Raw genomic sequence first — 21766 nt, 5'->3', positions numbered from 1 at the left:
AGTTACCTACTCGGCTCATTTTTATCGCTGATTGACTCACTTAACCCTAACTAAAGCTATCGAAGTGGATAACGTTTTTATCGACTCCCATATTAACTAGGGTGGCTATGGTCTCATCCATCATGGCTTTTGGCCCGCACATGTAATAGTGCGCGGCTAACAGGGCTTCTTTATTCATATTATTGAACAACACCTGCTGCGCATAGCCGGTGGCGCCTAACCAATCCGGGCCGGCTTGCGATAGCACAGGGGTAAAGCTGAAATTATCAAAGCGTTGGCTCAGGGCAAAAAACTCTTCCTGGTAGAGCAGGTCTTCTTCATGGCGCGCACCAAAGTAGAAGTGAACGTGCTGCTTAGAATTGCGAGCCAAAAGCAGCTCCTTGATAATCCCTCTCAACGGCGCCATACCAGAGCCGGCACCAATAACAATAATTGGCGCGCTCAAGTCTTGTTCAACATAGAACTCTTCGAATGGACCAAGCGCATCAACCGTGTCACCTGGCGCCATGGTACATAAATAGCTGGAACCCGAGCCCGCCGGCACGCCCTGTTGCGGGGCGCGATGATATTTAATCGCGAACACCAGCTCTTCATCTAACTGGCTCACCGAGGTGAGTGAGTAGTTACGTGAGCAAGCCGCTCTGGGGTAATGGGTATGGTCTTCATCGTCCCAATAGGCTTTGTAATCGCTGGGAATATCGTTCGGCTTGACCGGTACTTGCCCTTCGGGAATAAAGAAACGCATAAAGGCACCGGCTTTATAAGCCAGTGGCGGCCCCTGTACCTTAAATCTTAACTCCTTGATATCCGGGCTTACAAACTCACTGCCCACCAGGGTCAGCTCAACCTTTTTGGCATCGGTGACATCGAACAGGGTCATGTCTTTAACGTCATCGGAGAAGTGCTGACAGGCTAACCTAAATCCTTGCGCCAGCTCAGCTTGCGAGAAGTGCTGATGGTCGGCGGATGTGGCCTTAGGAGCAGGGTTAATCAACACCTTACAGCGCCCACAGGTGCCCCCGCCGCCACAGGTGGATGGCAGGGAAATGTCATGGCCCGCGAGTCCATCCAGTAAGTTAGTGGCGGTGGAAAGCTCAAGCTGATCAAGCAACTGCTGTTCATGATCAAATATTTTCACCGACGAGCGCTTCGACAACAGGGCGACCTTATACTGCCCGCGCTTAATCATATCTAGGGTCCAGATCAGCCCGGAAAGCGACAGCCACAAGGTAACAAACGCAAACAGAATGATCTGAATATTGTTAAAGCTGCCCTCATTGCCGTAATCCATAAAGTGCAACATAAAGAAGATATCGGCGAAGCGCTTGTGGGCATCGCTGTGCCCTACCACGCGTCCCGACCCCGCCTCGATATACACACTGGTTTGAATATCATCGTTAAAGTTCACCCGCCACGCGGCATTTTTTTGCTTAGGAAAGTCTTCAATGGGTGGCTGTAACAAGGTTACTTCACCGACACTGCCCGGGCCGTTGTAGGATTGCTTGGCAAGGCGCGTGGCAAAGGCCGCATCTAGACTCACCTCATTGCCCCGATAGGCATCAAACAGGCTGTACTCGTTTTCAAAATTGGCGTACAGGCCGCGCTTATGAGTAAGCAAATAATAGGGCTGACCGAGCAGTGCAATCTGCTTGAGCGATACACTGGGCTCGGCTTTTTCCAGCACCCTTCTTGGTTCGACCAAGGCTGCGGTATCTATCTGCACCTGGTCATGCGCGTGGGCGCGATAGGTATGACCGCCGACCTTATGGTGATCCATCAAGTTAAAATAAAAGCCGCTGCCTAACCACAGCATAAACTGAACCCCCACGACCAGGGAGGTCCATTTGTGTATTGATCTTATCCACTGCATCAGACACCACCTCGTTGTAGTTGATTTTTTTGTTGGAGGTCTTGCGTTAAGGCATGCTCTTCTTCGTTCTTTTTAAACACCCTAAAGTACACCAGCACCATGCCGGCCAAGGCGGCCAAGATGCTAAACAGGGTCACCCAAAACAGCAATTGATTGTCTATTTCACTGTCTTCGTAGTCCATCACGTGGAATCTAAACATCCAGTCGAACAAGCGCCACCACTCATGTCGCTTGGCCAGTACCTCACCGCTTCGGGCGGAAATGTACAGCGCCGGGCTGCCCAGGTTGTCGAAATTCACACGCCATGCAGGCAATGCATTATGCACCCGTCGACTCAACTCAAAGGGTGGGTTGTCGTCTATGTATTCAACACTTTCAACGTCACCGCTGCCGGTGTACTCGAACTTGGCTACCCTCACGGCTTCGTCTTTGCCCAAAGGCGACAGCAATACGCCGGTGTTGGCATCCACCAGATAGTGAACATCGTCCTGCACAAAGCGATAAACCGGTTTATCCAGGTGCATCCCCAACGAGAGCTTCTCCAAGCCCGTGTACTGAGCCCTTAACGAGCTCATGGGATAGTTGACCTGCTGCACCGGCACCTTGGTCTGATGGTTGTGAACCAGGGTGTCTCCATGAATATAATCGATATCGAAAAACACCATGTAGGCCCCGGTAACCGACCAGATCACAAACTGAGAGCCTAAAAACAGCATCAGCCACTTGTGGTATTTTCGGCTGCTTTTTAGCAGGCTAAAGGGCGGTGTTTTGTCTGCCTCAAGGGCGCGAGCGCGCCAGATAAAGTAGACCGCCGGTAAGACCAGCAGAGTCAGTAACACCGCACTGAGCATACCGCCCACCATGGGCGCGGCAATACGGCTCATCACCTCGGAGCCGGTTCCCGAACCATATAAGATGGGCATTAGGCCGATGATAATGGTGGCAACCGTCATCATTACCGGGCGAATACGCATACCCGCCCCTTCCATAATGGCTGCTGTCAGCTGTGCTCTGTCGAAGGCAATGCGCTGTTCTTTACAGCGTTCCTTCGCCTCCTTATAGGACTGGTTTAAATACACCAGCATAATCACGCCAATTTCGACCGCGACCCCGGCCAGGGCGATAAAGCCTACACCCACGGCCACGGAGAAGTTGAAGCCCTCAAGGTACATCAACCATAAGCCACCGATCATCGCCATGGGCAGGGTGATAATAATGATGCCGACTTCAACAAGGGATCTGAAGTTTAAGTAAAGCAGCACGACAATAATGGCCAGGGTGAGTGGCAAGACATAGGCCAGCTTATCTTTCGCTCGCTCCATGTACTCATATTGTCCGGCCCAGTTGATCGAGTAACCCGCCGGTAAATCCAGGTTGGCTGCCAAATGCGCCTTGGCATTTTCAACATAGGTGCCCACATCCACATCTGCGATATCGATAAAGGTCCAGCCGTTAATACGGGCATTCTCACTCTTGATACCCGGCGGACCAATCTCAATACGAATATCGGCAACATCGCCAAGGGCAATGCGTTGTCCATTTGGAGTTACCACGGGTAGACGAGCAAGCTGCTCGGGCGAGTCGCGGTAATCCTGCGGATAACGCAGGTTGACCGGATAACGCTCTTGGCCTTCGATGGTTTGCGTCACATTCATGCCGCCGATGGCGGTAGAGACCACCTGCTGCACGTCTTCAATGTTTAACCCGAAGCGGCTCGCTTTTTCCCGCGAAATATCCACCTTAATATAACGGCCGCCGGCGACGCGCTCGGAGTAAACAGAGGCGGTTCCTTGCACCTGGGGCAAAAGCTGCTCGATTTGCTGACCTATGTCTTGAATGACATCCAATCTCGGTCCCGCGACCTTAATACCCACCGGGGTTTTAATGCCGGTTGCCAGCATATCGATACGGGTTTTAATCGGCATGACCCAGGCGTTTGTTAGGCCGGGGAATTTCACCAATTTATCAAATTCCGCTTTCAGGCTTTCGGTGGTCACGCCTTCGCGCCACTGATCGCGCGGTTTAAGCTGAATGAAGGTTTCTATCATGGTCAGCGGCGCCGGATCCGTCGCCGTTTCCGCTCGCCCTACTTTACCGAACACAGTCTCCACCTCCGGCACGGTGCGGATCAGCCTGTCGGTTTGCTGCAACAACTCACGGGCTTTACCAATGGAAATACCCGGATAGGTGGTTGGCATGTACATTAAATCCCCTTCATCCAACGGCGGGATGAACTCACTGCCAATTTTGTCTACCGGGTAGAATCCTACCAGGGTCAAGGCAATGGCCAGCACCAAGGTGAGTTTCGGGAACTTCATCACCTGTGCCAACACAGGCTTATAGATGGCAATCAACAAACGGTTGAGCGGGTTTTTCTTTTCCGAGACTACTTTGCCGCGGATAAAGTAACCCATCAGCACCGGCACCAGGGTAATGGCCAAACCTGCAGACGCCGCCATGGCATAGGTTTTGGTGTACGCCAGCGGCGCAAACATACGCCCTTCTTGTGCTTCAAGAATAAACACCGGCAAGAAAGACACCGTGATGATCAGCAAGCTAAAGAACAGCGCCGGCCCCACTTCGGAGGCGGCCTTGGCCACGATTTCCCAGCGGTTTTCGTTGGTCAGGGGCGTTTTTTCCATGTGTTTGTGCATGTTTTCTATCATCACGATAGCACCATCGGTCATGGCACCAATGGCAATGGCGATACCCCCCAGGGACATAATATTGGCATTAATCCCCTGCATATACATGATGATAAAGGACACCAAAATCCCCAGCGGCAAGGTAACCACGGCGACAATGGAGGAGCGTAAATGGAACAGGAAGGCCATACAGACTAACGCCACAATGGCCAGTTCTTCCGCGAGCTTGCTCCAAAGGTTATCCACCGCGCTTTCGATCAGTTTGGAACGGTCATACACAGTGACAATCTCAACCCCTTCCGGCAGCGACGACTTCAAGGATTCGAGCTTGTCTTTGACCCCATCTATGGTTTGCTGGGCATTTTCACCAAAGCGCATTACCACTACGCCACCAACCACTTCGCCTTCGCCGTTTAATTCCGCGATACCACGGCGCATTTGCGGCCCCAAGCTGACATTCGCTACATCACCGATGCGCAAGGGGGTGCCTTGTTCGTTTATGCCAAGAGGGATTTTTTCAATGTCACTGACGGACTTAATATAGCCGGTGGCGGTCACCATATACTCGGCTTCGGCCAGCTCGACCACGGATGCTCCCGTCTCTTTGTTGCCGCGCTGCAAGGCAACCTGAATTTGTGTCAGCGGTACGTTGTAGGCACGCAGCTTATCCGGGTCGACCTGCACCTGGTACTGCTTCACCATACCGCCCACTGCGGCTACTTCCGATACACCGGGCACGGTTTGCAGCTCATACTTCAAGAACCAGTCCTGAATACTGCGCAATTGACTAAGGTCATGCTGGCCGGTTTTATCGGCCAAGGCATAGATATACACCCAGCCCACACCGGTGGCATCCGGGCCCAGTTGCGGCTTGGCCGTCTCCGGCAGGCTAGAGGCCACCTGGCTTAGGTACTCCAGCACCCGCGAGCGTGCCCAATACAAATCGGTGTCATCATCAAAGATGATGTAAACATAGGAGTCACCGAAAAAAGAAAAACCGCGCACCGTTTGTGCACCGGGCACCGACAACATGGCCGTGGTCAACGGAAAGGTCACCTGATCCTGTACCACCTGAGGCGCCTGCCCCGGATAGCTGGTTTTAATGATCACCTGCACATCGGAGAGATCCGGAATGGCATCAACCGGGGTGTTCTTCAGCGAGTACAAGCCGCCAAAGGCAATGATCAAGGTGATCAGAAGGACAAAAAAGCGATTGCCTACCGACCAGCGAATTATTGATTCAATCATAGCTACTTCCCTCTACTTAATGCGCTGAGTGATCAACAGCATCTTGCTGTTGCGCATTATCAGCGAGAGAGATTTCGGTGATGACAAAGTCGTCTCTGATTTCAAAGGTGAACATCACTTCATCGCCTTCATTAAAAGCAGAGATATCAACATCCTCGGCAAGCATAAAGTCCATGGTAGCGGCCGGGCGGCCCCACTTTTCAATCGGTCCGCGACTGATGTTCAAGGTGCGGTTTTGCGCATCAACGACATTGATCACACCCGACACGGTAGCACTGGACACCTCGGGCTCGGTCATAATATGAATACCCGTTAGCTCATAACCGCCGTCATCGGTTTTGGTTACTTCAAAGTGCAACGTCTGACCTGCTTTTAAAGCGTCAATATCCACCGAGTCTGCCACGGTAAAGTCCATGGTCATCTCTGGCCAATCCCATTCTTTTGCTGGTCCGTGGTTGATATTAACCATTCTATGACCCGCCATTACGCTGTTGACCTCACCTTCCATCCATACCGACGCAGGCTCCTCCTCATGGGACATGCGTTTGAAATCGGAGCTTTTACTTGATTCCGAGTCAATTAAGAATTGGGCCGAGGTCACCACCACATCGCCTTCTTCAAGACCCGTTAGTATCTCCACCTCGTTCTCGCCCACTCGACCCAGGGTTACCGCTATCGATTTAAACTGGCCGTCACCAAAGTCCAGCACGACGCGATCTTGCTGTCCGGTTCTGATCACCGATTCTTTTGGCACCACCATGGTGTTGTCGGTTTGCTCTGCTTGAATCGACACTTGCGCGAACATATTCGGCTTAAGCAAATAGCCTGGATTATCAAATTTCAATCGCACCCGCAGGGTACGCGTTTGACTATTGAGGGTCGGATAAACATAATCAACCACACCGCCCCATTCTTTACTGGGAAGATAATCCAGTGTCATCGACACCGGCAGGCCTTTTTTAATGACATCGGCATCGCGCTCGAACACTTCCGCCTCAACCCACACCTGATCCAGCTTGGCAATACTCATCAGCGTGGTACCGGGCTGCACATAAAATCCTTCACGCACTTGCAAGCCATCCACAACCCCTTGCTGCGGCGAATAAAAAGTAACGGTTTGTTGCACCTTGCCGGTACGCTCCAACTCATTAATAAACTCAGAAGACATGTGCAACGCCTTTAAGCGCTCTCTTGCTGCCGCCGCCAAAGAACCGGTGCTGTGCTTTAAGGCGATCAGAAACTCTTCTTGGGCATTGACCAGCTGTGGCGAGTAAAGGGTGTATAACGCCTGCCCTTTATCCACCGGGTTACCGGCCGCTTTGACGTAGAGCTTTTCTATCCAGCCATCAACACGGGGGTGAATATGGATCAGTTCGTCTTCATCATATTGCACGTAGCCCACGGTGGAGATATTGGTTTGCATTGTTTTTACTTGCACCGGTGCCGTGCGCACACCCAGGTTATGGATTACATTTGGAGAAATTTTTACCGCGCCTGGGCCAATATCACCGCCCGACCCTTGTTCCTCGTACACCGGAACAAGATCCATGCCCATGGGTGACTTACCCGGCTGATCACGACGATAATTGGAGTCCATGGGCGCCACCCAATAAAGCGGCTTTTTTTCGCCTGAATCGGCTGCTTTTTGGCCGGTGTCAGACTCTTGGCTGTGAAACAAACTCATGCCCCCGACTCCGATCAAGGCACCAATAATTACGGCGATAATCGTTTTGTTGTTAGACGACATTATTCTTCTCCAATTCGGTATGTAGGTATGGACTGGCTATTGGTTTGCTGTTGTGGTTGGTAGCGAGCCATAAAGTAATTGATTCGGGCAACGGTTTTAAGCAGGTTGACGTCAATGTTAAGTGCCGAAATACGCGCATTTAAAACGGCGATCCGGGCCCGAACGACTTCGGCAAAATCACCATCATCATTGGTGTACGCATTAAGCGATGCTTCTGCCTGTTCTTGTGTTTGTTTAAGTAACAGCTCGCCGTAGAGCGCCTTTCTGTCAGACAAGCGCTTTAACTGCTTGAGCTCTTTTTCCACTGCGCTGATCATTTGCTTGAGCAGCAGTAACTTCTCTGTTTTTACCGACTCAGACTCGGCAACCGAGGCGGCTACTTGTTTATCTTGGTTATTCTCGGTGAAAATCGGCAGGTCAAAGGTAACACCCACAGAGAAAAAATCGGCACGGCTGTCACCGGAAGGCATATCACCCCGGTAGCCGTAGCTGGCGTTGACGCCCCATTGGGGCTTATAGCTCTGCTCGGCCAGCTGCACGCCTTTTTCTGACACCTGCTGTTTCACATCGATGGCCATGAGGGCGGGATGATAAGCCAACTCGCCGGCCAGGCGCTGGCGAGAATAATCGGATGCCTTTAACAGTTCGGCATTTAACAGCTGCAGTGTAGGCAACTGGTTTGATACCTCAAAAGCGAAGGTGCTTGGGTTGTCATCGAATGTGATTGCAAACTCATCTTTATCATAGATATGCAGCCATTCGTTGAGCTGCGCCAACAGGGTATCGAGTTTTTGCTTTTCTACCGTCAACCTGTCTTCGAGTTGCACTATTTCCAGTTCGGCGCGAATAACATCCTGCTGGCGCGTCTTACCAATTACATTGGAGTAGCTAATCATTGCCACCTCGGCAATTTGCTCAAACAGCGCTCTGTCGCCCTTGATAAGCTCTATTGTGCGCTGCGCCAGGTAAGCGTCTAACCACAGCTCTGATACCTTGCTTTGAAGCTGCGCTTTACGGTTTGCGCGCAACAGCGGGTACTGGCTCGACTCAAGCGCAAGTTGGCTTTGTTTTAATTGCAAACTGTCTCCGCGAGGGAACATTTGCGTCACGCCGACTTTCACTTGCGTCATCCCCTCTTGCTCAAACTCCCAGGTATCTACCGGCAGGTTCATAAGACCGAGGGAAACCTGAGGGTCGGGTAAGGCGCCTGAAGCAACACTCTTGTTTTCAATGGCTTGCTGTTTAAGGCGATTGCCATGCAACCAAGGATCATTTTGTTGCGCCATCATGACCGCTTGTTCAAGGGTGATCGCTTGCTGTGCTGTCGCCACCTGCGAACCGGTGGCGACGGCGATAGCTAACAGCCAGGAGGAAGCGCTAAAAGGGTGGCTAGTCATTAGAACTGCTCCTCATAGGTTTTAACCTCGGCATAGACTTTGCTGCTGCCATCTTTGTAGAGGATAAGCACCTGATAGGGCGTAAACCTGTCTCCCACTTCCATCCCCGGCGACCCCAGGGGCATAGCAGGAACCGACAGGCCAATGGCATCGGTGTGATCTTCTTTTAGAAATTGCCGGATAAACTTCGCGGGAACATGGCCCTCAAAGGCAAAACCATCGCGTGAAATGGCACTGTGGCAGGAGCGATAATTGGCAGCGATGCCAAGTTTGGCTTTGACCGGACTGATATCCAGATAGTCTTTTGCATAGGTAATGAATCCCTCACTCTCGATATGGGAGATCCATTTTTTACAGCAACCACAGGTCGGTGTTTTGTACACCAACAGCTCTACAACATCATGCTTGTTGCTGTGCTCATTGGCATGAACAACACTCGGTAAAAGCAGTACGAACACTGCTACTTTTAAAAACTTTTTAATCATTTTAGCCCCCAGCAAACGCTGGCTTTTCACCACGCCTAAGCGTGTATTATCACAAAAGTGCTCATCATCTTAGAGCAGATTTTTGACGCATTAATCCTGTGTTAGGCAAAAATGGGGGGGCGAAAAAGAGACGTTTGAATCGCGCGTGGCTGCGTGGGGGTGGCGCTAATAACAGCTTCACTGACGGCAATCACGTCGGCCATGGCGGTAGAGGAATTGACAAGGGTCACCGATGCACAGGCGCTTGCCGGGCAAACACACTGCACCTCACAACAGTCATCCATCATAGCTGAGCTCATGGCTGTATCGCCGTGATCCATGCCTTGATGATGCTGCATCTGAGTGTGCTCGGTGGCCATATTCATGGCTACATGAGATTGATGAGCGTCCATAGTCGTTTCACACGTCATCGCAGAATACGCGAATGCCTGCCCAAGCAGAGCAATCAGCACGGCTGCAATAACCAATACCTGTGAAACCAGTCTAAACATAACACTCTCAATTAAAATAGCCTAAAAAGACTAAGCTACTTTTTGTGTAAAGTAAATGCTTTATAGATGAAGCAACTGCCGACAGCGTTAGCAAACTCACCGCCAATAAAAAGCCGGTGTGAAGTTTTAATCACACAGGCTTATATTGCATAACTTGCTTGTGCGCCCGCGGCCTAACACATATTGTCGGTCGCCGAGCAGAACAAACTTAGTGTCTTCTTTGCGGTGCGTTTTGGATCATTTCTTTGCCATTTTCATACACATAGGCGCTCACCCAACGGCCATACAGAAGCTGGTGATTGTCATCCAGCACGGCCACAAAGGGGCGGCCATCGGCATTATTGGTGGCCAAAGCAATCCCTGTGGCCTTATCTAGCCCCAAACCGCCGTTTTCAACTAAACGCAAAAACGCTTCAAGCTCTTCGAGGGTTTCAATAATGTCGTTGTCATTGATCATGGTCATTACTCACTTAAACTCTTATAGGTGTAGAGTAGCAGTTCTGGACAAGCCGATAAATAAAGCAAGCTATGACTTAGGCGAATAATCGCGAAGAAAGCGCAGTTCAAAGTCTGCATCACCGAGTTCGTCGCACATATAGCCAAAGCCATAATGCATCAGGGTGTTGATGTCTGAGGCGATGGGCTCCTCTTTCACCAACCTTTGCATGCCCGCCAAAAGTTGCTTGGCCCGTTTTTCTTCGCTGGTGCAGCCATAGGCAACCACGGAGTAAAATTTTGCATATTGGTCGCCTTGTGAGATGGCCGTTTGCAGCATATCGGCCCGCCGCGCCCCCTCATCTACCCGCGCTAAAATAAAGGCGGCCCTGGGCTCCTGGCGATACTTAACCAGGTAATTGAGTATGGTTTTTGCCTTAAAGGTTGAAAGTGGGTACTCACCTTTATACTGGCCTCGGGCATTAACATGGCGGCCAGTATAGTAGCTATAGGCGTAGAACAAGGCTTCTTGGGTGGTGAGCTTATCCAGACTGTTAGGTGTCACATCGATGGCCTTAGCGCGATGACGCTCCAGCTCTTGCTGATAGCCCTCGGCGGCTGCCACCTGCTGATAAATGCCGTGGAAGATGTGAATTCCAAATGCCGTCGCCACATTGGTCAGCGAAGCCACCAGCAGCAACAGCGGCACAGCCACATACCAGCGGTTTTTCAGCAGGGTGTCGCTGGAATGGGCCTGTTGCTCGGTTAAGACATAAAAGGCCTTGTTTTGGGTTAAGGGAATACCTTTACGCGCAAAAAACGCCGCCGCCCAGGCGCCCGAGAGATACAAGCCAAGCAGAATGACGCCCCAGATGGTGCTGGTGATCACAATGCCGATATTGATGGCCACCACCACCAGGATCAGGTGGGTAAGAAAGCCAATTACAGCAAAACGGCGTCCATAGCCTTGGCCATGATAGCGCACCATAACACCAATAAGAGCCCCGCTAATAAACAGCATCATGGGTGAAAAAGCGGGCGCGAAGTAATACACGGCATACCAAATCACCAGTAAAGGCATACTCCAGAGCGCCCCCGCGAGCCCTGCCTTCACGGCATTTTGGTTATTAAGCTTATCCTCGACTCGCTCAAGTAAGGCTGGATCAACATGCATAATTTTAATCACCTTGGGTGCAACGCTGCACTATTTGATAGCTTATTTGCGAGATTTCTGCGTCACTCAAGGGGCAAATACGCATACTCAATATCGTTTTATGAAGTTGTTTATGATTCACAATCGGGAATGGTGGTTTAGTTTTAGCTTCAACCCACCAGCCAGGAAAAGCAAGGACAGGGGTCGTCTGTAAATGAGCCACCCCAGTGGCTTTAATTAGCCAATCATTGACCCATTTAGCTTGGCGTTGGGCTTGTTCTAGTGGTTCTCGCTCCTGCCAAGAGGGAAACTGTAATAAGCCATCTTTATAAAACATGACATAGGCTTTTTTACCATTCTCTTCATCGGCAACCCGCTTGTGCCGCCCTTTTGTTTCAACGGCAAAAATCCCCTGAGGTCCAACTGCAAGGTGATCAATATTAAAACCGTCGGCTTGAACATCATGAAATACCTGATACCCATTTGCTTGCAGCTTCATTAACTCACTGGCTGATGCTAACTCTGCATCACGACCAAGTCTAAGTTTTATTTGTTTTTTAACTGCGCGCCGAACTTTGGCTAAGCCATAAAATACACCAATAACCGAACCAAACATTGCGCCTATAAACAGGGGAGAAGAAAGCTCTATCTGTTGAATTCCTACAATTACAAAAGGTAGTAAAATAGTCGCTGTTAAGATGCCAGCAAGACTTAAAATGTCCGCGCCTACATCTATTAATTCTTCATTTATTCGTTGTGCGGGCATTCGAATTAACTTGCCACCGTCTAGCGGTAACTTTTTTCTTCGTTGATGGCGGCGCAACGTAAAATACAACATTCCTATAACAAGAAAGATGCCGCTGGCCATCAAAAGAGCAGGCGTGATAGAAAGGAGTAAGTTACTCATAAATCCCTTTAATTACATAACTACAACAGGCCTATTTTGGCATGGGTCTGAATTTAAGGACAGAGTAAGTTGACCGAATGTTAAAGGTAAATGTGATTAGTAAAGAAACAGAATTGATTTATTCGACCAAGTACTCACTAAACCAAAAAAGCAGGCCAATTGCAGCCTGCTTTTAAAATTCTGGGATAACCCTACGGCTTAACGATAGAAAACTTCTACCGTGCCTTTGCTTTTAAGCAGTAGTGGTTGGCCGCGACGGTCTAGCGCTTTCGGTGAGGCTACCTTAATCCAACCTTCGCTGATGCAGTATTCTTCTACGTCGAAACGCTCTTTGCCGTTAAAACGCACGCCAATCTCATGCTTTAGAATTTCTTCGTTGTAGAACTTGCTACGCGGGTTGATAGAAAGCATATCTGGGATAGCGGGCTTTGCACTTGTATCTGTCATGGTGATTTTTCTTAAATTATGAATGTGGCCGCTATTGTAGGTAATACCGCAGCAATGCTCAATCACCACCACGCCAAAACACCCGACCGATTTATTTGCGCAGGGCAATGAGACATAGGATAGTAACGCAAGCATCCAACTAGGCATTGACACTGTACAGGACCACTATGATCAAAGCACTACTAGCCTCTGGCGTTATTTTATCCACCTTCCCAGCGTTTGCGGCCAACCTCACCGTTGAAGAACTGCGCATTGAAAAAGCCACCAGCGCCATGCCCCAGGTATTAAGCGCCTTTAGCACTGATATCAGTCAATTTGAGCAGCAGTGGCAAACGGCCAAAAGCTATGCCGAAGCCAAAGTTCGGGTTCACGCCCATGCCAGCGAACTATGGCAAAGCGCCAAACAACGCCTGACCAGCACAAATAGTTATGATGATCGCGAACTCTATTGGGCTCGCCTGCAATCTAGCAAGGTGATGCGCTCGGTTAAACCCGCATTTGCGCTCAGTGAGGCCGAGCAAGCCGCCTTGCTAAGTCTGTTAGAGCACGGCAGCCGCGGCCGTAACGACCTGGAATACACTAAAGGCACGGCCAAAAAAATCCTTCTCACCGGCTTTGATCCCTTCTTGCTCGACAGGAACATTAACCAAAGCAACCCCTCCGGCGTAGCCGCGCTGTTACTCGATGGCCAGGTGATCAGTTTTAAGGGCGTACAGGCGGAAATCAACACCGTGATGATCCCGGTGCGTTATGAAGACTTTGACCAGGGATTAATTGAAGAAATTCTCGCCCCCTACTACGCCCTGAATAGCGTTGATATGGTGGTCACCGTGAGCATGGGCCGCAAAGACTTCGACCTTGAGCGCTTTCCCGGTAAGCGCCGCAGTGTTACCGCTCCGGATAACGCCAATATCGTTTATGGCGGCACGCAAACCGCGCCGAAAATTTCCAGCCTCAATGGCCGCCCCTTACCCGGCGATGAGTTTGTGCAGTTCAGCCTGCCGGTAACGCAAATGCAACAGGCCAAGGGTCCATATAAAATCATCGACAACCACAAGGTCACCACGTTGGAGAAAACCTTTGAGCCCAAGACCTTGGAAGAGCTTAAAAACGCCATTGCGGTTAACGGCGGCGGTGGCGGCTATTTATCGAACGAGATCTCCTATCGCAGTATTCGCCTGCGCAACGAGCTCGATTCCGACATTCCCACCGGGCATCTTCACACCCCGCGTATTGCCCAGTTTGAACCTGAAGTGGAAGCAAAAATTGTGGCCCAGATTAAGGCCATGCTGGAGCACAGTCTCACGGCCATTTAGCGCTTGCCTGCGCCAATGGCGAGCAAGAGCAATAAAAAAGCGCCTTAGGGCGCTTTTTTTGTGAGCGTTATGCATCAAGGTAATCACTTGAATGCAATCACTTGCGAGTGCGTCTGGCCTGGCAGCCAGAACCAGGGCTACAGTGGCGCCAGGGCTTAGTTAGACCAGTGAATATGCTTGATTTTCCACTGTCCGTCTTGTTGCTCCAGCACTATGGTTTCCATGCCCTCATAATCGTATTGCTTATCCTTATAGGTGCCTTTGGTATGGCTGCGTGAAACAGAAACCGCCGTGTTACCGAAAACCTCAACCTGATGTTCCAGTGTTTTTGATTCCATCATTTTCAGGTATTTCATATCGGATAACATATGATGATGCGCATATTCGTCGGCACTGCGCTCTACGCGCCCGCCCTCGAAAATAATAATATCATCGGCAAGCTGTGCCTTGGCGAGCGCCTTATCACCGCTTTTAAGGGCCTGTTTAAAGGTTAGCACCGCCTTGGCCGCGGTCGTGTCCAACCCTTTGAACAGTTTCGCGTCTTTTTCATCGCCACCCTGGGCTTGCACGGCAACGCTGGTCGTTGCCAGCAGGAATAAAAATGCGGATAGTAATTTCATTATGCTTCTCTTTTTATTGTTTTAGTTAGTAGGGCCTACCACACTGGTCAAGCAAGCGGTTACGGCCAAAATGGCCCCTGCGATGACCATCTCTAGAGTGATGGAGTTAGCTAACACCGCCCGCCCATCCGGGTTGTTAAGCCGAGGAACGAGTATAAACTTGTGCCTGGCGGCCAGCGCCAATATACACAGCACTAACACTAGCTTAATCAGTAAGGTTTGTCCGTAACTCGACGCAAACAGTGCCTGAGGGCTGCTGAGCAATTGAAACGCCAAATAGGTGCCAGCCAAGAGTAAAACACCAACCAATACACTAGCCTGCCGTGAAAAGCGGTTCATCAGGGCTATTAGCCCATCATCATTGAGCACCTCAACGGCATGATTAAGCGGATACAGGGCCCCAAACCACCAGGCCATCACCACGACATGCACCATTAAAAGCGCTTTTTCTAGCGCCGTTAACTCAGAAACATGCCCGACCAAGGTAAAGGAGTAGGCAAGCATTAATAAGCTGGCAGCAAACAGGCCATGGCGCGCCCATTTAACTAGTGTGGCTTTGGCAGAGCACGCCAATAGCATCACCGCCCCTAAGGCAGCCAGGCAGCCCAGGACTCTCACCTGGGTCGCTTCACCTATGGATGAATCCCACATAATTTCCAGGATAAAGCCATCGAACGCGCCGCCAATGCCGTCTTCTGCCATGGCACCGGTATTGGCAAAAAACCAAACAGCATTGCCGGCAAAGGCAAGCATAACCAGGGATAATGGCAGGCAAATGCCGCTCAATACGCCTAGCCGTGCGGGGTCCTTTTCATGGGCAAACACCTGACCCAAGAAGGCATAACCGGCAACACCGGCAAAGCCTGCATAAAAGGCCATTTTCGATAGCACAATGATGGTATTCCAGATAAACACGTCCATCACTGGGTATTAGCCTTGCTTAGTTCACAACAAAGCTAACGCTGCTTTTCATTTTATGGCCGTCTTGGCCAAGAAAAATCATATCAACCTGATAGTTTGAGGGCGCAAGTTCAGGAAGTGCCCAGGAATGCTCAAGACTCGCTTCCTTAGTGGGCTTAAAGCCAAATTTAATGGCCTCACCCTGCGCATTTTTTAGTGATACCTTCACCAAGCGCACTTCTTTGGTAAAAGTGAGTGATAAAAGCTCGGGTGTTTGCGCTAGCGTGGCCTTATCAGCGGGCACGCTGGTTTTCAAATCGACATGGGCAAAGACCGCAGAGCTAAACGCAAGCGTGATTGCCGCAAGAAAGTGAATTAATGATTTCATTGTTACCTCGATTATTTTTTATTTATAAGATCACGCCGATAGGCAGACAACTGATACACCAGGCCTGCAGCACCTGCAAATCTGCCGACGTTTCATTCGAAATTTATCACATTGCGTTGTTACTTATTGTCTTTATTGCAATGCGTTTGCAGCCCTATCTAACCAGATATATCCCGGTGTTAAAAGGAGCATGATAATAAAAACGGGTGCAAAACCAGCGCCGGTTCCTTAATTGAACCACCTAGCCGGGCCGCAGGTATTGCGCCAAGGCTAATAGCGAAAAGGCACATGCCCTACCTTCACCAAGATCACCGTTTCTTCGTTTACGTACGGCGTGTGCTCACTCATATGCGGGCTGCGCAGCCAGGTGCCCTGCGGATAACGACCAAACTCATCGCAAAACTCGCCGCTAAGCACTAAAACCTCTTCGCCGCCAAAGTGCTTATGAGGCACAAAGCGCTCGCCCTTGGGCCATTTGACCAGGGCCGTATGTTCATGCTCAAAGGTGTGCAGTGGCATCACTTCAAGGCCGCCCTGCCCCGGTTGCCACTGTGTTGCCCGGGTGTTGATGCGCACCGTTTGCGTATCCTTTTCATCAAACTGATTGAGCTTCACAAAGAGCACGCAGCCTTCTTTACTAAAGGGCGCATGCACACTCTTAGGCGGATTACGAATGTAGGTGCCTGCCGGGTAATCGCCGTGCTCGTCTGAAAACACCCCCTCAAGCACAAAGATCTCCTCGCCCAGAGGATGAGGATGCGGATTAAAACGCGAGCCCGCCTCGTATTTAACTATGCTTGTGGTGTGCCCCGACTCTTTGCCTTCGCGCTCCAATGGCTTGCGCCACACCCCTTTGGCTGGGCTTGCCAGCCAGGGTTGCTCTGCCGTTTTAATCGCTAACTTCTCGGCAAAATCCATATTTAACATGCGTGCTCCTGTTTGATGCGCTACTGCAAGCGCTCAGCTGGTTATGATCATAAGCAAAGATACTACACCACCGGCGTTTTGGTTCATCCAAAGGCGGTAAAAGGAGTATCGGGGCAAAGACTATAATGGCAGTGGCGAGGCGACCAAGAACTCCCGTTATCTTCCCTTGCCAGCGCGTCATAATTCGGCGGTTATGTGTGAAGACACCTTGTGGAAATTTATTAATTTATCTTTGAGGCGTTGCGAGTAAGTAACAAAGTTGGTGAGCGCCCCTGCATCTTTTCTATTGGTATCGGCAAGTAACAATAACAGCTTGCGGTGGGCCTGATTTAAATGCAGCTGCAACAACTTGGCCGACTTCTCAATTTCCTCATTTTTTGGCTCTTCTAAATGCTCACTGGTTTGGGTAAAAAGATTCAATGTATCGCTCGATAGCTCTCTCACCAGAATCAAAATATCACTTTTTAACTCGATAAATTGTTTGCTCATGATGCGCTTACTCTCAAACAGATCGGTAATTGAGTCATGGATCTGGAACAGATAATCATAGCGATTAATTTGTATTATCAGCTCTCTCGACTGCTCTTCATCCTTCATCTTGCTTAACAACGAGGTGAAGTAAGTCATGTACTCTTTTTCAATGAAGTTGACGTATTCAATGCGTTTTTGCGCCGTGTCCTGAATACTCATGTAGTTTGTTTCTAAGCTTAGGGTGACGAGGTTGTAGTTCTCCTTTAAAAAGTTGAGCAACTGTTGGTTACCCGCTTCAAGCCTGTCCACGATAAGCTGAAACTCTTCATCTTCTTGATAGGTTGGCAGCTCAAGGCGCTCAAAATCCATTTTCCCTTCACCCAGCAAAAAGTCGACAAAGCGGGTAAAAGGCGTCAGAAAAATAATAAATATGAGGCTGGCAACCACGTTGAATATGAAGTGAATGTTAGCCAAGGCAATGGCTGGGTCCATGGTCACGTCACTTAACCTGTGGCCAAACAGTAAAATGGCGGGCAAAAACAACAACACCCCACCCACATTAAACAAAAAGTGACTCAAGGCTGCTTTTTTAGCGGCGATATCCATTCCAAACACAGCGATCATGGCCGTTGCCGTGGTGCCAATATTTGCCCCCATGATGATGGGCACCGCATTCTCAAGACCCAAAACACCCTGTTGCGTGAAGATAATAGCCAGACCCGTTGTGACCGAGCTGGATTGCACCAAGGCCGTAAAAATACAGCCGACCAAAATCGCAATCAGAGGGTTTTGCGGATGCGTTAAAATTTCGATTAATGCCGGATTATTTTGCAATGGCGCCAAAGAAGAAGAGATCAGATTGAGGCTGAAAAACACAAAACCAAAATAGAAAATGGTCTTGCCAAAGATAGAAAAACGATTGCGGGTAAGGGATAAAAAGAATCCGATCATGATAAACACGGGTGCAAATACGGTAAGCTTAAAGGCCACCAACTGCGCCGTTATTGTGGTGCCCACGTTGGAGCCGAAAATAATGCCCACACTGTTCTTAAAGGTTAAAACGCCGGCGTTAACTAAACTAATGGTGATCACCGAGGTGGCAGAGCTGGACTGAATTAAAGCGGTAACGATGGCGCCAATAAAGACGCCGAGTATGGGTATGCGCGTCGCTCGGCTAAGCGACTTACGAAAGCGCTCGCCAGAGATGCTTTCAATTTCCCGAGAAAAATTCTGAAGCCCAAAAATAAAAAGAATAATGGCGGTTAAACCGGCCATTGCAATCGTCAGGTTTTCCATTTGCTTATCAAATTTCGAGCCAGGCAGATATAAAAAGCATAGGTTTTAGATACACATAGCGCAATATTGTCGCAGCAATCTACTTTGCTGTTTCAGATAAGAAGAGCCCAGCCCCTCGCTTGGCACAACCGGGCGGGCCCCCCTGCCGAACCAGTCACCTTCTCCCTCTTTTGAATACACAGGTTCTGCTCTACTACAGCAAAAGAAAAGCCTGGCCACGGCGCCTAAAAACCTGTTCAGTTTGTCTGCTTCTCCCTGTAACTGAGAGCGCTGCAGGATAAGGCACGCTAGGGACCCAGTTGCTGCTGCGCCCGCTGCTACCTATACTAAAAACAACATCAACCGGCTTTTACCCAAGGCGTTCTTTCAATGGCTGCCTATACGCTTTCACCCCAGACCATCCTTGATCGTGCCATTGTATTAGCATTGCAATCGAGCTGGGATAGCTTCTCGCTGCATGAGTTAGCCGCCTCCCTCAACTGTGGCTTAGGCGATATACACAGGCACTTTCGTTCCAAGGACGATCTCGCCGAAGCCTTATTCGACCGCGCCGACCAAGCCATGCTCGAATACGCCGATACCGAGGCCGGTAGACGGGGCTCAGAGCAAGAGCGCACCCTCAATTGCATCATGAGCTGGTTTCATTATCTGGCTCCTTACAAAGCCGTGGTGCGCGATATTATGCGCTATAAACTAGAGCCTGGGCACTTTCACCTGCAGGCTCATGGTGTGACCCGCGTCAGCCGCACCGTGCAGTGGTTCAGAGAAGCCGCGGCACGCCGACAACAAGGGTTGGCCAAGGTGGCCGATGAGATTGCGCTCACCAGCGCCTACCTGAGCAGCTTTTATTTCTTTTTAAGCGATAACAGTGCCGATAATGCTAAAACCAGATCCCTGTTGGCAGGCTTGCTAAAGGGACTCCATACCGGCCATCGCTTTTTCTCCCACCCGGGCCGAGCAACCTAGCCTTGGATCCCCTCACCCATGTATTAATTGGCGCTCTTGTCGCCCAGTTGCCCGCAGCTAAGCCGTTATCGGAAGATGCCGGCGCAGACACCTGCACAAAGACTGACTGGAAACTCAGGGCCGCGATCGGCGCTGCGGTGGCCCTTTTTCCGGACATTGACTACCTGCTCTTTTGGCTCAACCCGTTAGACTTTCTGGCCTATTGGCATAGGGCTGAAACCCATTCCTTGCTGCTCTCCCCCGTATGGGCTGCGCTGATAAGTTACCTCTTGTGTAAATTGCTGCGTCTGGCAAACGCCGCACTGGTCTTTACCATCTGTTGGCTGGCTATTCTCTCGCACCTAGTTGCAGATACCTTAACCGTGTTCGGCACCCGCTGGTTTGCGCCTTTGTCCGACGACAAGATCAGCTGGGACCTCTTGTTTATCATCGATCCCTACTTCACCCTGAGCGTGATACTGGCCGGGTTGCTTTTTTATATTTGCCGAAAAAAAATGTGGCGTAAAAAGCGCTTTCGCCTGGCGGCCTTGAGCCCGCCCTTGCTCTATCTTGCGACTGTGCTCGGCATAAAACTCACTTTAATGGCGCAAATACAGCAGCAACTACCTGCTCCCGCGGCAGGTAGTCGCTTGCTGCCACAGCCTTTTTCACCCCTTTATTGGCAGGTGCTGAGCGAAGACGAGGAACACATTTATCAGGCATATAGTAAGTTCACAACAGACCCGCTGGCGGATAGCCTGTCACACGCCGCTGGGGTAAAGGGCTTTGCCGAGGCCTATACCGAGGCGGGCACTTTACAATGGCGCAGCTACACACTGCCGGCGCACTCCGACCCAGTTATTCACCAGGCGTGGCAACACCCAGACTTCAAGGCCTTTAGAGACTTTGCCGAGTACCCGGTGGTGTTAGCAAAAAAGACATCGGCAGAGCAAAGCTGCGTGTGGTTCAGCGACCTGCGCTATCACTGGCCCGGCATCCAGCCCTATTTTCGCTATGCCATGTGCCAGAGCCTGGACGGCCAATGGCGGCTACAGCGCGGCCGGTATTTTAGTGAACATAATGAAGAGGTTAACTAGCGTCAGTTACTGAACGCTGTGTTAAGGGGGTTTGTGAGAAGCTTTTGGAGTCAGGCCGCTGACAGCGGTGCTTTAAAGCGGGAAATCAAACAAATACACCTGAGTTAAGCTGTGAGGACAGAAGAGGGTGTGGGAACATCCACTAGGGCCCAACCCCCTAACTCTGAATTAAGGGTTGAAGCTCTTCGCTTAGCGGCTATGCCTATACGTTAAACTTTCAGTTACCCAAGTTGTGGTTTAAGATACAAGTGTTTTAAACCAACAGCTTCTGCGTTATGTCTATTGAGCAAATTTGGGCCGAGTACAAACATAGCCTGCACGCTTTTTTACTTTCGAAAGTGTCTAACCCAGCTGATGCCGAAGAATTATTACAAGACATCTTGTTAAAAACACATTTGCAGATCCACCAGCTAAAAGATCGGGCCAGTATCAAGCCTTGGCTTTTCCAAATTGCCAATCACGCCATTATAGATTTTTATCGAAAACACAATAAACACCAGCACACTGATTTAATAGAAGTGATTGAAAAACAAGACGCAAATATTCGTGCTGATTTAATTAAATGCATAGAGCCATTTCTGCAGGCCATGCCCGAGGATGAAGCTGATTTAATAAGAAAAATTGACTTAGAAGGCTACTCGCAAAAACAACAAGCTGAACAGCTTGGGGTAAGTTACTCCACCTTTAAATCCAGAATGCAAAAGAGTCGTGCTGATTTAAAAGTGTTATTTGACCGCTGTTGTGACTTTGAATTAGATAAAAAAGGTAATCTAATTGACTATCATAGAAAGCCACAAAACATAAATAACCTGAACTCTGGCTAATAAATCTATCTCCAGTGGCTACTTTCAAAGCTAACTGCGTTGAATTCACTTGCAATAGGCCAGCTATTGACGCGTAAATTCGCCTTGTTATCCCTAAAAGTATCCGACTGCAGACTGAAAAGAGTTTATCTAGAAAATATCAATATATTTGTAAATC

At 49.8% G+C, this 21766-nt stretch carries 19 protein-coding genes; 4 read left to right on the top strand and 15 right to left on the bottom strand.

The genetic code is table 11. The features are described 5' to 3' along the window. Window positions 1-46: 46 nt before the first annotated feature. From C2M36_RS12755 to C2M36_RS12710, 10 genes are all read right to left on the bottom strand, one after another. Window positions 47-1870 (bottom strand): 2Fe-2S iron-sulfur cluster-binding protein, encoded by a 1824-nt coding sequence (locus tag C2M36_RS12755; protein WP_105255217.1) that lies wholly within the window; start codon window positions 1868-1870, stop codon window positions 47-49. Then, entirely contained in the window at window positions 1870-5763 is a 3894-nt protein-coding gene (locus tag C2M36_RS12750) for a CusA/CzcA family heavy metal efflux RND transporter (protein WP_442792657.1), read from the bottom strand. The genes C2M36_RS12755 and C2M36_RS12750 overlap by 1 nt, the downstream gene beginning before the upstream one ends. Window positions 5764-5779: 16 nt before the next feature. Further along, window positions 5780-7510 carry an efflux RND transporter periplasmic adaptor subunit gene (locus C2M36_RS12745; RefSeq protein WP_105255216.1) on the bottom strand — a complete coding sequence of 577 codons (1731 nt, stop codon included), beginning with the start codon at window positions 7508-7510 and terminating at the stop codon, window positions 5780-5782. After that, on the bottom strand, window positions 7510-8907 hold the full coding sequence (locus C2M36_RS12740; protein WP_105255215.1) for a TolC family protein: 1398 nt from the start codon (window positions 8905-8907) through the stop codon (window positions 7510-7512). The genes C2M36_RS12745 and C2M36_RS12740 overlap by 1 nt, the downstream gene beginning before the upstream one ends. Then, complete coding sequence (locus C2M36_RS12735) at window positions 8907-9392, bottom strand: DUF411 domain-containing protein (protein ID WP_105255512.1); 486 nt, start codon at window positions 9390-9392, stop codon at window positions 8907-8909. The genes C2M36_RS12740 and C2M36_RS12735 overlap by 1 nt, the downstream gene beginning before the upstream one ends. A gap of 101 nt (window positions 9393-9493) precedes the next feature. Then, on the bottom strand, window positions 9494-9883 hold the full coding sequence (locus tag C2M36_RS12730) for a hypothetical protein (protein WP_105190202.1): 390 nt from the start codon (window positions 9881-9883) through the stop codon (window positions 9494-9496). Window positions 9884-10091: 208 nt separating this feature from the next. Beyond that, window positions 10092-10340, bottom strand: coding sequence for a hypothetical protein (locus C2M36_RS12725; protein ID WP_105190274.1), 249 nt, complete (start codon window positions 10338-10340; stop codon window positions 10092-10094). A gap of 69 nt (window positions 10341-10409) precedes the next feature. Next, the gene (locus C2M36_RS12720) at window positions 10410-11492 is read right to left on the bottom strand and encodes a hypothetical protein (protein WP_105255214.1); all 1083 of its coding nucleotides are present in this window, start codon (window positions 11490-11492) and stop codon (window positions 10410-10412) included. Window positions 11493-11496: 4 nt separating this feature from the next. Beyond that, the gene (locus tag C2M36_RS12715; RefSeq protein WP_105255213.1) at window positions 11497-12378 is read right to left on the bottom strand and encodes a nuclease-related domain-containing protein; all 882 of its coding nucleotides are present in this window, start codon (window positions 12376-12378) and stop codon (window positions 11497-11499) included. Window positions 12379-12576: 198 nt separating this feature from the next. Then, complete coding sequence (locus tag C2M36_RS12710; protein ID WP_105190275.1) at window positions 12577-12825, bottom strand: DUF3297 family protein; 249 nt, start codon at window positions 12823-12825, stop codon at window positions 12577-12579. 167 nt (window positions 12826-12992) lie between these two features. Between C2M36_RS12710 and C2M36_RS12705 the strand changes: the two genes are divergently transcribed. Further along, window positions 12993-14141 (top strand): hypothetical protein, encoded by a 1149-nt coding sequence (locus C2M36_RS12705; RefSeq protein ID WP_105255212.1) that lies wholly within the window; start codon window positions 12993-12995, stop codon window positions 14139-14141. A 155-nt stretch (window positions 14142-14296) separates the two neighbouring features. On the opposite strand, the gene C2M36_RS12700 is transcribed toward C2M36_RS12705, so the two are convergent. The 5 genes from C2M36_RS12700 to C2M36_RS12680 form a co-directional block, all read right to left on the bottom strand. Beyond that, window positions 14297-14761 (bottom strand): YybH family protein, encoded by a 465-nt coding sequence (locus C2M36_RS12700; protein ID WP_105255211.1) that lies wholly within the window; start codon window positions 14759-14761, stop codon window positions 14297-14299. Window positions 14762-14782: 21 nt separating this feature from the next. Continuing rightward, entirely contained in the window at window positions 14783-15682 is a 900-nt protein-coding gene (locus C2M36_RS12695; protein WP_105255210.1) for a copper resistance D family protein, read from the bottom strand. A 19-nt stretch (window positions 15683-15701) separates the two neighbouring features. After that, window positions 15702-16049, bottom strand: a complete 348-nt coding sequence (locus C2M36_RS12690) for a copper resistance CopC family protein (protein WP_105255209.1) — start codon at window positions 16047-16049, stop codon at window positions 15702-15704. Between the two features lie 270 nt (window positions 16050-16319). Beyond that, a complete protein-coding gene (locus tag C2M36_RS12685; RefSeq protein ID WP_105255208.1) occupies window positions 16320-16976 on the bottom strand; it encodes a cupin domain-containing protein in 657 nt (218 codons plus the stop codon). Window positions 16977-17153: 177 nt separating this feature from the next. Beyond that, on the bottom strand, window positions 17154-18743 hold the full coding sequence (locus C2M36_RS12680; protein WP_105255207.1) for a Na/Pi cotransporter family protein: 1590 nt from the start codon (window positions 18741-18743) through the stop codon (window positions 17154-17156). A gap of 369 nt (window positions 18744-19112) precedes the next feature. Here C2M36_RS12680 and C2M36_RS12675 point away from each other — a divergent pair, with 369 nt between their 5' ends. From C2M36_RS12675 to sigZ, 3 genes are all read left to right on the top strand, one after another. Further along, window positions 19113-19709, top strand: coding sequence for a TetR/AcrR family transcriptional regulator (locus tag C2M36_RS12675; protein ID WP_105190212.1), 597 nt, complete (start codon window positions 19113-19115; stop codon window positions 19707-19709). 2 nt (window positions 19710-19711) lie between these two features. Then, a complete protein-coding gene (locus tag C2M36_RS12670; RefSeq protein ID WP_158678941.1) occupies window positions 19712-20785 on the top strand; it encodes a metal-dependent hydrolase in 1074 nt (357 codons plus the stop codon). 275 nt (window positions 20786-21060) lie between these two features. Further along, on the top strand, window positions 21061-21609 hold the full coding sequence (gene sigZ / locus C2M36_RS12665; protein ID WP_105255205.1) for an RNA polymerase sigma factor SigZ: 549 nt from the start codon (window positions 21061-21063) through the stop codon (window positions 21607-21609). Window positions 21610-21766 lie beyond the last annotated feature (157 nt).

This window comes from Pseudoalteromonas sp. T1lg75 (assembly GCF_002964705.1).
Lineage (GTDB): Bacteria > Pseudomonadota > Gammaproteobacteria > Enterobacterales > Alteromonadaceae > Pseudoalteromonas.
Note: the sequence above shows the minus strand (reverse complement) of the source record. Positions and strands in the feature narration are given on the sequence as shown.